Raw genomic sequence first — 12,499 nt, forward strand, 5'->3', positions numbered from 1 at the left:
CCCCCGCTCACCGGCGGCCCTTGCGGCGGCTGCGGCCGCTCGAGGCCCCACGCTTCCGAGGCGCCGCGCCGCGTTGGGGGAGCGTCCGGCCCCGCTCCTGCCGGCGCCCGTCCGAGGGCGTATGCCGTCCGCCCGCGTCGCCGGTCCGTTCGCTCGGCTGCGCCTCGCCGGCGTGCGACGCGCTGCCGCGGCTGGAGCGCTCGGTGCGTCCGCGGACGATGCCGATGAAGTCCTCGATGCGCGGGTCCTCGTCGTCGACGCGCCACGCCAGGCCGACGCGCGAGGGGGCCACCCCGGCGACGGGGCGGTGCACGACGTCCTTGCGATGGTGCAGGCGGGCCACCGACATCGGCACGATGACGATCCCCGAGCCGGACGCCACGACGGAGACGGCCTGCTTCGTCGTCATGGGTGGCATCGCGGCCGTGCGCTCCCGTGCATCCGGCGTGGCGATCTCGGCCCACTCGGGCACGAGGGCCGGGTCCTGCAGCAGCACCTCCTCGGCGAGGTCCGCCACGTCGACCTCGTCGAAGGCGGCCACGACGTGCTCCTTCGACACGACCACCACCGGCACCTCCTCGTAGAGCGGGATGACGTGCAGGCCCTCGCGCTCCACCGGCAACCGGAGCAGCGCCATGGACGCCGACCCGTCCCGCAGATGGGCCGCGGCGTCGGCGTTCTCGGCGGGGGAGGCCTCCAGCGGCGACTCGGGCAGCCGTGCCGCCCAGACGCGCAGCCACTTGTCCGGCGTCACGCCGGGCACGAACTCGACGCGGAACGGGTGCGTCATGGTGGGCCTTCCGTCGTGGGCGTCCACCGTCGTGGCAGGACGGTCCGAGGCTAGTGCAGCAGGCGGCCGCGCTCGACGGCCTCGGGCCCCCGATGCGGTGTGCGACGTGGTCGGCCACCCTGGCGCCAGCCCCTACGCTTGCCCCATGCCCAAGCCGCAGACCATGAAGCCCCAGACGGCCGCGAAGAAGCTCGGGGTGCTGCTCGCGGAGACGCCCCCTGAGTTCCAGGAGGGTGTGGTCAGCCGCGACGAGCTCAACGCCCTACAGGCCGATCCGCCGCAGTGGCTCTCGGACCTGCGCCGCAACGGGCCCCACACCCGCCAGGAGACGGCGCGGCGCCTCGGCATCTCGAACTCGGGGCTCGCCCGGTCCGGCGTGGGAGAGCACCTCACCACCGCGCAGATCAAGGCGATCCTCGACGAGATGCCCGACTGGCTCGTCGCCGAGCGCGACGTCTACGCCCAGGTGCGCGCCGAGGAGGCACGACTCAAGGCCGCCGCCGCCCAGAAGGGCTGAACCCGCATCGGGGTCACCTCCCTGCAGCAGGAGGTGAGCCCTCGACGGGAACCGCGGCTCACGCATATGGCAGGGGCCTGCCTCCCGTGGGGATCACGGGCCCTCCCTGAGTCGCCCCCGTGCTCTCAGCGGTGCTGGGCCGTCCAGGTCCCCGCCTTGGCCGCGTCGGCGATGAGGTCGGCGAGCTCGGCGTGGTGCTCCCGGACCAGGCCGGTCGTGACCCGCACGTGGCCCTCCGGGCCCGTGACGTGCTCGACCGAGAAGGGTGACCCGGGAGTCACGGCGATGCCCTGGCTGGCGAGACGCAGGACGGCGGCGGCCTCGTCGCGCACGGGGACCCAGATGTTGAGGCCCTCGGTGCCCGGGACCTCGATGCCGTGCCGCTCCAGGCCGGCTACGACGAGCTGGCGCCGACGCGCGTACTCGGCACGGGCCTGCTCGATGCCGCGCGCACACGCCTCGTCCCGCAGCAAGCCGGTCAGCACCCGCTGAAGGAGGCGGCTCGTCCAGCCCTGCCCGATGGCCCGTGCGTGGCGGACGGGAGCCAGCAGCGCGTCCGGGCCGCTGAGGGCCGCGATCCGCAGGTCCGGGCCGTGCGACTTGCTGAAGCTGCGGATGTGCAGCACCTGCTCGGGGATCCAGGTCCCGAGGCTGATCGGTGCCGACGTGGCGATGGGGCCGCTCGAGTCGTCCTCGACGACGACGCAGTCCTGGCCTCGGAGCAGCTCGGCCAGGCGCCGTGCCTTGGCCGCGGACATCGAGATTCCGGTCGGGTTCTGTCCACGTGGCTGGATCACCACGGCGGCCGGCCGGCGCTCGAGCAGCTCCTGCACGCGCCCCAGCTGCAGCCCGTCGTCCTCGAGCGGCACGCCCACCACGTCGGCGCCGCGGTCCTCGAGCAGGTCGAGCAGCGGCGGGAAGCCGGGGTCCTCGACGAGCACGAGGTCCCCGGGACGCAGGAGCACCCGCGTGAGCAGGTCGAGCGCGTCCATGGCGCCGTCGACGACGAGGAGGTCGTCCGCGGCGTACGGCCAGTCGCGCTCGAGCTCGGCGCGGAGGTCGTGCAGCACCGGGTCGTCGAGGTAGCTGCTCGGCGTCGCCGGGTCGTGCAGCACGGACAGCACGGGAACGAGTGCCGGCAGCAGGGCGCTGTCCGGTATTCCGGTGGAGAGGTCCAGGTGCACGGGTGACTCGTGGCGCAGGGCGCGCGAGTAGCGCTCGCCGCCTCGTGCGCTCGGCGCCACCGTGGTGCCACGCCGGCCGTCCGAGCGGATCGTGCCCGAGCGCGCCAGCAGCTGCCACGCGGCGCTGACGGTCGTCGGCGACATCATCAGCTCGGCCGCGAGCCGGCGGATCGGCGGCAGCTGGTCGCCCGGTCGCAGCGCCTGGTCCCGGATCGCCCGCGACACCGCCTGTGCCAGGCCCTTGGCGGTCGGGGCGTCGAGGCGCTCCTCGAGCGAGGAGATGAGCGCGCGCATGTTCGTAACATAGCAATCTATTCATTGTGTGGCCTAGCCCTGAAACGTAATCTGGCGGGCATGACGACCTCACTGACCGCCATCGACCACTGGATCTCGGGCGCGCGGGTGCCCGGCACCTCCGGCCGCACCGCACCCGTCTTCGACCCGGCCACCGGCCAGCAGAGCGGTGAGGTTCCGCTGGCCACCGCCGCAGAGGTGGACGCAGCGGTGAAGACCGCGGTCGCCGCCGCCCGCGAATGGCGCACCAGCTCGCTCTCCAGGCGCTCCGCCGTCCTCTTCGCCTTCCGTGAGCTGCTGCACAGTCGCACCGACGAACTGGCCGCCATCGTCACGGCCGAGCACGGGAAGGTCCTCTCGGACGCGGTCGGCGAGATCGCCCGCGGGCTCGAGAACGTCGAGTTCGCCACCGGCGTGCCCCAGCTGCTCAAGGGGGGCTTCTCCGAGCAGGCCGCGAGCGGCGTCGACGTCTACAGCATCCGCCAGCCCCTCGGCGTCGTCGCCGGCATCACGCCCTTCAACTTCCCGGTCATGGTGCCGCTGTGGATGTGCGCCAACGCCATCGCCTGCGGCAACACGTTCGTGCTCAAGCCGAGCGAGAAGGACCCCTCCGCCTCGCTCTTCCTCGCCGAGCTGTGGAAGGAGGCCGGCCTGCCCGACGGCGTCTTCACCGTCGTGCACGGCGACAAGGAGGCCGTCGACGCGCTCCTGGACCACGAGGATGTCGCCGCGGTCAGCTTCGTCGGCTCCACGCCCATCGCGAAGTACATCTACGAGCGCGGAACCGCCCAGGGCAAGCGCGTGCAGGCGCTCGGGGGCGCCAAGAACCACGCCCTCGTGCTGCCCGACGCAGACGTCGACATGGCGGCCGACGCGATCGTCTCGGCGGCCTACGGCGCCGCCGGCGAGCGGTGCATGGCCCTCTCCGTCGCCGTGGCGGTCGGCGAGGTGGGCGACGAGCTCGTCTCGGCGATCTCCTCGCGCCTGCCGAAGCTGACCGTGGGACCCGGCGCCGCAGAGGGCACCGACATGGGCCCCCTCATCACGCGCGAGCACCGCGACAAGGTGGCCAGCTACGTCGCCGCCGGCGCCGAGGCCGGGGCCACCGTGGTCGTCGACGGACGTGAGCAACAGGTCCCCGACGACGGCTTCTTCCTCGGGATGACGCTTCTCGACGACGTCACCCCCGACATGACCGTCTACCGCGACGAGATCTTCGGCCCGGTGCTCTCGGTCGTGCGCGTCGCCACCTACGACGAGGGGCTCGCCCTCATCAACGCCAACCAGTACGCCAACGGCACCGCCATCTTCACCCGCGACGGCGGGGCGGCCCGCCGCTTCCAGAACGAGGTGGAGGTGGGCATGGTCGGCATCAACGTGCCGATCCCGGTACCCGTCGCGTACTACTCCTTCGGTGGCTGGAAGGACTCGCTCTTCGGCGACACCCACATGTACGGCCCCGAGGGGATCAACTTCTACACGCGCGGCAAGGTGGTGACGCAGCGCTGGCCCGACCCCGCCACCTCGAGCGTCGACCTCGGCTTCCCGCGCACCCGATGAGAGACGAGGCAGCCATGACCGAGCTCGACCAGCGCACCGTCGTCAAGGACCTCCTCGACCACATGGGCGGGGACGAGGTGCGCGCCCTCGACCGCGCCCACGTCTTCCACTCGTGGTCCGCCCAGGGCCTCATCGACCCCCTGCCCATCGCCCGCGCCCAGGGCTCCTACTTCTGGGACTACGACGACAGGCGCTACCTCGACTTCAGCAGCCAGCTGGTCAACGTCAACATCGGCTACGGCCACCCGAAGGTCGTCGCAGCGATCCAGGAGCAGGCTGCCCGGCTCGCCACGATCCAGCCGGCCTTCGCCAACGACGCCCGCAGCGAGGCGGCACGCCTCATCGCCGAGGTGGCGCCCGAGGGCCTGTCGGCGGTCTTCTTCACCAACGGTGGCGCCGAGGCCAACGAGAACGCCATCCGCATGGCGCGCCTGCACACCGGGCGGCACAAGGTGCTGGCGACCTACCGCAGCTACCACGGCGCGACCGGCGGCTCGATCACGCTGACGGGCGACCCGCGCCGGTGGCCCTCGGAGCCGGGCCTGCCGGGGATCGTCCACTTCTGGGGGCCCTACACCTACCGCTCCGCCTTCCACTCCGAGAACGAGGAGCAGGAACGCGACCGCGCCCTGGCGCACCTGCGCGACACCATCATGGTCGAGGGCGCGCACACCGTCGCGGCGATCATCCTCGAGACGGTCGTCGGGACCAACGGCATCCTCGTGCCGCCGGACGGCTACCTCCAGGGCGTGCGCGACCTCTGCGACGAGCACGGCATCGTGCTCGTCGTCGACGAGGTCATGGCCGGGTTCGGCCGGTGCGGCGAGTGGTTCGCCGTCGACCACTGGGGTGTGCGTCCCGACCTCATCACGTTCGCCAAGGGCGTCAACTCCGGCTATGTGCCGCTCGGCGGCGTGATCATCTCCGACGAGATCCGGGCCACCTTCGACCAGCGGGCCTACCCCGGCGGCCTCACCTACTCCGGCCACCCTCTCGCGTGCGCCTCGGCCGTCGCCTCGATCAACGCCTTCCGCGAGGAGGGCATCATCGAGAACGCGCGGATGCTCGGCGCCGACGTCATCGGTCCTCGCCTGCGCGAGATCGCGGCCAAGCACCCGAGCGTCGGGGACGTCCGCGGGCTGGGCGTGTTCTGGGCCGTGGAGCTCGTGCGAGACCGAGAGACGCGTGAGCCGCTCGTGCCCTACAACGCGGCCGGCGAGGCGGCGCGCCCCATGGCCGCCTTCGCGGCTGCCTGCAAGGAGCGGGGGCTCTGGCCGTTCACCCACTTCAACCGGACCCACGTGGTCCCGCCGTGCACCACCACCCCGGCCGAGGTGGAGGAGGGCCTTGCGGTGCTCGACGAGGCGCTCGCCGTGGCCGACGAGTTCACCGCCTGAACCGACGGCGACTCGTAGGAAGGGGTCTCCCGGCGCAGCGGGGCCGGGTCGCGAGACCCGGCCCCACCGTGTTCCTGCGCTGGAGCGGGGCTGCCGCAACCCCGCTGGGCGGTGCTCCATTCCATGGACGCGTCCCGTAGGCGGTGTCAGACTTGTTGGACAAGTTCAGTGAGCGAGGAGACAGGCAGCGCCTGACGAGGGAGTCATCCCGAGGCGGCCGTGGGCTCGCGTCGCCGAGGCGAGGCCCCACGGCATACGGAGACCTTCCCGCCGGACCTGCTTCTGCTCGCACGGGGTGCGCTCGCACCGACCGAACGGCCGTACGCCCAGCGCCCTTCAGAAGAAGCGATGGAGCCCGGCTGATCGGCAGCCGGCCGATCCGGACGAGGAGAGCCTCCGATGTCTGACACCAACATCACCACCCCCACGGCGGGTATGACGGCAGCCACGGCGCCGGTGACCGCCGAGCCGACAGCGGTGGCCGCCACGGCCGACCCCGCCCCGCTGGGGCTCGCAGCCTTCGCCATGACCACCATGGTCCTGAGCGTCGTGAACGCGGGCATCCTCAACGCAGCACTCGCCCCCACGGTCCTGGCACTGGCACTCTTCTACGGCGGCATCACGCAGCTGCTCGCCGGCATGTGGGAGTTCCGTCGTGGCAACACCTTCGGGGCCACGGCATTCAGCTCGTTCGGCGCCTTCTGGCTGTCGTACTGGTTCCTGGCGACCTTCATCCTCAGCACTCCGGCCCTGGTGGCCGTCGCCGCCCAGATACACCAGGGGATCGGGCTCTACCTGCTCGGCTGGGCGATCTTCACCGGCTACATGACCGTGGCCTCGTTCCGCGTGAGCGGCGCCGTGGCGGCCGTCTTCGTCCTGCTGACGCTGACGTTCGTCGCCCTCTGCATCGGCGCCTTCTCCGCCATCATCCCGCCCACCTCGTCGTGGACGAAGATCGGCGGCTGGCTCGGCCTCGCGACGGCCCTGGCTGCGTGGTACGCCTCCTTTGCCGGCGTGACCAACGAGACCTTCAAGCGGACGGTCGTGCCCACGTGGCCGATGGCTCCTGCAGGGAAGGCTCGCTGACCGCCTGAGCGAGGGCTCTCACGAGGGGGCTGGGCCGGCCGTCGTTGAGGGACCCGCGGTCCAGCGCCGGGATCCGAGTGCCGTGGGGTCGCGTCGTTTTGTCATGCCCTGGATGTCCGCGGGCGTTTTGGCCGCGCCGAGAGGCGCACGAAGCGGGCCGGGCAGTCGCTCGATTGGCCTCGGCGGGGCAGTGCCACCTACGCTGGAGCGCCATGACATCCCCCTCCACGACGCTGCCGCACGCCCTGACGAGCCTCTCCGCCCACCACACCGAGATGGGCCGATGACCGGGTTGCTGCGCCGCGTCGTACGGCGCTACCAGCTGCACTGTGCCCGTGAGGACGCACGTGTGCGCGGCATCGTCGTCCCCCTGGGCGTGTGGGTCTGCGGCTGCGACCACGTCAGCCTCGACCGGCTGGCCTTCACGAGACACCTGACCGAGGTTCACGCCTGACCCTCGGGTCGCCGCCCGCGGGGCCCGGTCCTCGTCTGCTCTCGGACGCTGCTCCCAGAATCCTCACGCAGACTGACGGACTGCATGTGTCGACGGGTGAGAAGGATGCTGAGTGCAACGACGACCGACGGGCCGCGTACGACCCATGAGGACCGCACAGCGGCCACGGAGGCGCCTGCGCGACCGGCTCGCCCTTGGTGCCGCCACGGTGGTGACGCTGCTGGCCGGGGCGGCACCCGCCGTGGGCCAGTCGCTGAGCGACGGTGCTCCGGTGGCCATCACGGGTCCTGCGGCCACCGTGCTCAGCACGGACACGCGCGGGCAGGGCCGCCTCGTGGAGGCGTTCGGTGACGTTCGCCGGGCTCGCAACATCGCCGTCATCGTCCCGGGCGTGGGATGGACCGGGCCCCTGTTGCGTGACGAGAGCGGTGCCGGGCGCAGGCACCCCGCGGTGCAGGCCCGCAGCCTCCTGGCGGAGATGGAGCGACGTGCGCCCGGCACGCCGGCCGCGGTGGTCGTCTGGCTCGACTACGACGCGCCCGCCGGGATCGACCCTGACGCCGCCCGCTCCGACCGTGCCGTCGAAGGAGCTCCGCGACTGGCCGCGTTCGTCGGCAGCCTCCCGGCGTCCGCCCGGGTCACCGTCGTGTGCCACAGCTACGGTTCGGTCGTGTGTGGCCATGCCGCACCCCGACTGCACGTGTCGTCCCTCGTCGTCGTCGGTTCGCCCGGCATGGACGTCTGGTCCCGAGCAGCCCTGCACACGTCGGCGACGGTGTGGGCCGGGATCGCTCCTGACGACCCGATCGGCCTGGTGCCTCACACCCGCGTCGACGGCCTCGGCCACGCTGCCGACCCCACGGCGCGCGGCTTCGGCGCCCGGTCGCTCCCGGTCGACAGGACGCACGGGCACAACGGCTACCTCGTTGCCGGCACGGCATCGCTGTACGCGATCGCCCAGATCGTCACGGGTCAGAGCCCACGCGCCGGGAGATCCGCTTCGTAGCGAGGGCAGGCACGGACCGCCCGGTGGACCCGGACCCTGGTGGCTCAGGCGTCGATCTCGACCAGGCCGGTGACGCTCGGGTCGACGGCGCGCGACGCGGCGTCGTCGGGCAGCGGGGGAGGGGTGCCGCCCCAGGCGGGGCACAGGGCCCGGTGGTCGCACCAGTCACACAGCCGGCTGGGATTGGGGCGCCAGTCCCCGGTCGTCGCGGCCCGCTCGATCGCCTGCCACAGCGCCTTGACCTTCCGCTCGGTGCCGAGGAGGTCCTGCTCGTCGGGCTCGTAGGCGACGATCTCGCTGTTGCCGAGGTAGACGAGCTGCAGGCGCTTGGGGATGACACCACGCTGGCGCCACAGCACCAGGGCATAGAACTTCATCTGGAACAACGCCTTGGCCTCGAAGTGCTCGGAGGGAGAGCGTCCGGTCTTGTAGTCGACGACGCGCATGGCACCGCTCGGAGCCACGTCGAGGCGGTCGACGTAGCCCCGCAGGACGAGGCCGTCGACCTCCGTCTCGACGTACAGCTCGCGCTCGGCAGGCTCCAGGCGGGTGGGGTCCTCGAGACCGAACCAGGACTCGAGGAGGGTGGCTGCCCCGGCGAACCACTCGTCCGTGCGACCGTCGTGCTCGGCCAGCAGGTCGAGCATCGCCGGCTCCTCAGCCGCGAGGCGCTCCCACTCCGAGGCGACGAGTCCGACCGCTGCCTCGACGGTGCGCTCGGCCGCCGGCAGGTCGAAGAGCCGCTCCAGGACCGCGTGGACGAGGGTGCCGCGAGCCGTCGCCTGGGTGGGCGGCGAGGGGAGCTTGTCGATGACTCGGAAGCGGTAGAGCATCGGGCACGACATGAAGTCGGCGGCCCGACTGGGGGACAGCGCTGCAACCATGGCCCGACTGTATTGCGCCGCACCGACATCGTCGGCGCAGGCTCCACCGAGGCCCACAGGTCCCTCATCGGCTCCTCATCGGCCGGTCACGGCCGAGAGGCCGCACCAGGGCATAGGGTCGGGCCATGAGCACCCGCGCCCGGTCCGATGCGGCTCACGGGTGGCGCATCGGCAGCCTGGTGGGCACACCGGTGTACCTCGGTCGGTCGTGGCCGGTCATCGCACTGGTCATCGTCGTCCTGTTCGGTCCCAACCTCTCCCGCCCCGACCGAGGGGCGTCCTACGGCTACCTGCTGGCCGCGGGGTATGCCGTGCTGCTGCTCGCGTCGGTGCTCGTGCACGAGGCGGCGCACGCCCTCGCCGCTCGCTGGCGCGGGCACCCGGTCAGCCGCATCGTCGCCGACGTCTGGGGTGGGCACACCGTCTACGACGCCACGAGGAGCTCACCGACCACGACGGCCCTCGTGGCGTTGGTCGGTCCGCTGTCCAACCTGCTTCTCGCCGCCCTCGGGTGGGCGCTGCGCTCGGTCACGGCCAACGACACGGCCCAGACGCTGCTGGGCATCGTCGCCTTCGCCAACCTGCTCGTCGGGCTCTTCAACCTCCTGCCCGGGCTGCCCCTGGACGGCGGCCAGATCGTCAGTGCCCTCGTCTGGCGGGCCACCGGCAGCAAGGGCCGCGGTCTCGTGGCCGCGGGCTGGCTGGGCCGGGTGGTGGCCGTCGCGACGGTGGGCTGGTTCGTGGTCCGCGGTCTCCTCGAAGGCGGGGCGCCGCAGGTCTTCGACCTGCTGTGGCCGGTGGCCATCGCGTTCTTCCTCTGGCAGGGCGCCACCGCCGCGGTGCGCGCCGGGCAGATCCACGTGGCCAGCGCAGGGCGGGCCACCGATGTGCTGGAGCCTCTCGTCCTCGTGCCCGGCAGCCTGCCCCTGAGTGAGCTGGACGGCGCCGCCCCGGGTGCCTGGCTGGCGGCGGCCGACCCCAGCGGGTGGCCGCTCGGGATCGTCGATGCCGAGTCCGTGGCGCAGGTGCCGATGGAGAGCCGTGACCGGACGACCGTCGCTGCCGTCACGCTGACCCAGCCGCCTGCTTGGGTACTGGCCCTGCCGGCCGACGCGGTGCTCACCGACCTCATCCGTGCGATGAGCGAGGGGGAGCTGTCGCTGGCGGTGGTCGTCGACGAGTCCACCCGCGACGTCCGGGGGCTGGCCCGTGCCGAACGGATCAACGACGTGGTCGGCGCGCAGCTCGCCCGACGGGGACGTCGCTGACCGGCAGCGACCTGCCTCGAACCGCTCCGAACCCGGTTCGAACCGACTCCGATCTGGCAGCGAACCGGTCCGCACCGGCCAGAACGGTGCAGCCGACGTGAGGGCGGGACGAGGATCAGCCCGGTCCCGGGTCGGACCTTGTCCACACCCCCCTGGGGTCGGCGGCGGCGGTCCACAGCAAGCGGCGAGGGGCTGGGCCAGAGCGGGGCAGCACGCAACCGTTGAGGCGACGGCCCGACGGGCGGGCCGAAGGAAGGCGTCATGACGACGAGCCGGACCGACCCGAGCACCACGGCGAACACGCCCAACACCACGGCCACCAGGACGACCAGGACGGCCAAGACGACCAGGACCGCCAAGCTGACCGACGCTGCAGCGGCTGCACCGTCCGCCGGCGCGCGACGATCCGAGGGAGGCACCGCCAAGGCGGGTGCAGCGCAGCTCCCAAGCAGCTCCGGTCGCAACGAGGTGCGCCTCAGCGGCCGTCTGGCGGCGGAGGCGGAGGAGCGGGAGCTGCCGAGCGGCGACCGCATCGTCACGCTCCGTGTCGTCGTGGGGCGGACACCGACCCCTGCACGCAGGCGTCAGCCCGTCGAGGGCCCCAGACGGGCCACGGTCGACACCATCGACGTCGTCTGCTGGACCGCAACGACACGGCGCACCGCCCTTCGCCTACGGGCCGACGACCTCATCGAGGTCGATGGCGCCCTCCGACGCCGCTTCTTCGGCGGCGCCGCCGGGAGGCAGAGCCGATACGAGGTCGAGGCGACGGCCCTGAGGAGGGCGTCCGGAGGTGCCGGCGCGGGCACCTAGACTGTGCTCCCATGACCGACGCCGAGCAGCCCGACGCCGGGCAGCGCACCGCCGAGCAGCACCTCGGCGAGCCAGTCCCAGCCGAGCCGCGGACGACTGGCGGGGCCCTTCCCGGGCGAGGAACGGACGGCGCACGGGTGACCGGCGCCCACGCCCGCCGCGGTGTCTTCGAAGTGGGCGAGCGGGTGCAGCTGACCGACCCCAAGGGCCGCCTGCACACCATCACGCTGGAGCCGGGTCGTGAGTTCCACACGCACCGGGGCTTCCTCCGGCACGACGACCTCATCGGGTCGCACGACGGCTCCGTGGTGACCAACACGGCCGGCGTCGAGTACCTCGCGCTGCGGCCGCTCCTCAGCGACTACGTCATGTCGATGCCACGCGGCGCCGCCGTGGTCTACCCCAAGGACTCGGGCCAGATCGTGCAGATGGCCGACATCTTCCCCGGCGCGACAGTCGTGGAGGCGGGGGTGGGCAGCGGGGCGCTGTCCATGTCGCTGCTCCGGGCCATCGGAGAGCGGGGCCGGCTGCTGTCCTTCGAGCGGCGCGCCGACTTCGCGGACATCGCCCGCGGCAACGGGCGCGCGTTCTTCGGCGGTGACCACCCCGCCTGGACGGTGACCGTGGGAGACCTCGTCGAGTCGCTGCCAGACCTCGTCGAACCCGGCACCGTCGATCGGGTGGTTCTCGACATGCTGGCCCCGTGGGAGTGCCTGGAAGCCGTCGCGGAGGCCCTCATCCCCGGTGGCGTGCTGATCTGCTACGTCGCCACGACGACACAGCTGAGCCGGGTCGCGGAGGGCATTCGGGCCCACGGTGGCTTCACGGAGCCCTCGGCGTGGGAGTCGCTCGTGCGTGGCTGGCACCTGGAGGGTCTCGCAGTGCGGCCCCAGCACCGCATGCACGGGCACACGGGCTTCCTCATCACCACTCGCCGGCTGGCCCCGGGCGTGCCCGCGCCCGAACGCAAGCGGCGCCCGGCCAAGGGCGCCTACGGCGAAGCCGACGTCGCCGCAGGCGGTGGCACGGGACCGGAGGTCGATGGCTCCACGGCAGTGCCCGGGTCCACCGCCTCGACCGATGTGCCGGCGGAGGCGTGGACCGCAGAGGCGCTCGGTGAGCGCGTCAAAAGCGACAAGACGATCCGACGCGTCCGACGATCACTGACTGATACATCCGACGACATCCGCTGAACCGGGGTTAGGGTCGAATGGTCACTGTGTGCGAGTGACGGATCCAGGAGGCC

Annotated in this window: 12 protein-coding genes; 9 read left to right on the forward strand and 3 right to left on the reverse strand. The window is 72.2% G+C overall.

Annotation, left to right across the window (positions count from 1 at the left end):
* Positions 1-7: 7 nt before the first annotated feature.
* A complete protein-coding gene (locus LQK93_RS17665) occupies positions 8-790 on the reverse strand; it encodes a LysR substrate-binding domain-containing protein (RefSeq protein WP_374969068.1) in 783 nt (260 codons plus the stop codon).
* A gap of 145 nt (positions 791-935) precedes the next feature.
* On the opposite strand from LQK93_RS17665, the gene LQK93_RS17670 reads away from it, so the two are divergent.
* Complete coding sequence (locus LQK93_RS17670) at positions 936-1,307, forward strand: DUF5997 family protein (protein WP_374969069.1); 372 nt, start codon at positions 936-938, stop codon at positions 1,305-1,307.
* 125 nt (positions 1,308-1,432) lie between these two features.
* Here the strand turns inward: LQK93_RS17670 and LQK93_RS17675 are convergent, their stop codons facing one another.
* Complete coding sequence (locus LQK93_RS17675; RefSeq protein WP_374969070.1) at positions 1,433-2,785, reverse strand: PLP-dependent aminotransferase family protein; 1,353 nt, start codon at positions 2,783-2,785, stop codon at positions 1,433-1,435.
* A 60-nt stretch (positions 2,786-2,845) separates the two neighbouring features.
* Here LQK93_RS17675 and LQK93_RS17680 point away from each other — a divergent pair, with 60 nt between their 5' ends.
* The 5 genes from LQK93_RS17680 (at position 2,846) to LQK93_RS17700 (ending at position 8,288) form a co-directional block, all read left to right on the forward strand.
* Positions 2,846-4,345, forward strand: coding sequence for a CoA-acylating methylmalonate-semialdehyde dehydrogenase (locus tag LQK93_RS17680; RefSeq protein WP_374969071.1), 1,500 nt, complete (start codon positions 2,846-2,848; stop codon positions 4,343-4,345).
* A gap of 14 nt (positions 4,346-4,359) precedes the next feature.
* Entirely contained in the window at positions 4,360-5,742 is a 1,383-nt protein-coding gene (locus LQK93_RS17685) for an aspartate aminotransferase family protein (RefSeq protein ID WP_374969072.1), read from the forward strand.
* Positions 5,743-6,141: 399 nt separating this feature from the next.
* The gene (locus LQK93_RS17690) at positions 6,142-6,828 is read left to right on the forward strand and encodes an acetate uptake transporter (RefSeq protein WP_374969073.1); all 687 of its coding nucleotides are present in this window, start codon (positions 6,142-6,144) and stop codon (positions 6,826-6,828) included.
* Between the two features lie 283 nt (positions 6,829-7,111).
* Positions 7,112-7,282 (forward strand): hypothetical protein, encoded by a 171-nt coding sequence (locus LQK93_RS17695; protein ID WP_374969074.1) that lies wholly within the window; start codon positions 7,112-7,114, stop codon positions 7,280-7,282.
* Between the two features lie 145 nt (positions 7,283-7,427).
* Positions 7,428-8,288, forward strand: a complete 861-nt coding sequence (locus LQK93_RS17700; protein ID WP_374969075.1) for an alpha/beta hydrolase — start codon at positions 7,428-7,430, stop codon at positions 8,286-8,288.
* Positions 8,289-8,332: 44 nt separating this feature from the next.
* Here LQK93_RS17700 and LQK93_RS17705 read toward each other — a convergent pair whose 3' ends face one another.
* Positions 8,333-9,172, reverse strand: coding sequence for a RecB family exonuclease (locus LQK93_RS17705; RefSeq protein ID WP_374969076.1), 840 nt, complete (start codon positions 9,170-9,172; stop codon positions 8,333-8,335).
* 125 nt (positions 9,173-9,297) lie between these two features.
* Between LQK93_RS17705 and LQK93_RS17710 the strand changes: the two genes are divergently transcribed.
* From LQK93_RS17710 to LQK93_RS17720, 3 genes are all read left to right on the forward strand, one after another.
* Positions 9,298-10,440, forward strand: coding sequence for a site-2 protease family protein (locus LQK93_RS17710; protein WP_374969077.1), 1,143 nt, complete (start codon positions 9,298-9,300; stop codon positions 10,438-10,440).
* Between the two features lie 261 nt (positions 10,441-10,701).
* Positions 10,702-11,253, forward strand: coding sequence for a single-stranded DNA-binding protein (locus tag LQK93_RS17715; RefSeq protein WP_374969078.1), 552 nt, complete (start codon positions 10,702-10,704; stop codon positions 11,251-11,253).
* 11 nt (positions 11,254-11,264) lie between these two features.
* Positions 11,265-12,446, forward strand: a complete 1,182-nt coding sequence (locus LQK93_RS17720) for a tRNA (adenine-N1)-methyltransferase (RefSeq protein ID WP_374969079.1) — start codon at positions 11,265-11,267, stop codon at positions 12,444-12,446.
* Positions 12,447-12,499 lie beyond the last annotated feature (53 nt).

It is taken from the genome of Terrabacter sp. BE26 (assembly GCF_041941675.1).
Classification (GTDB): Bacteria; Actinomycetota; Actinomycetes; order Actinomycetales; family Dermatophilaceae; genus Terrabacter.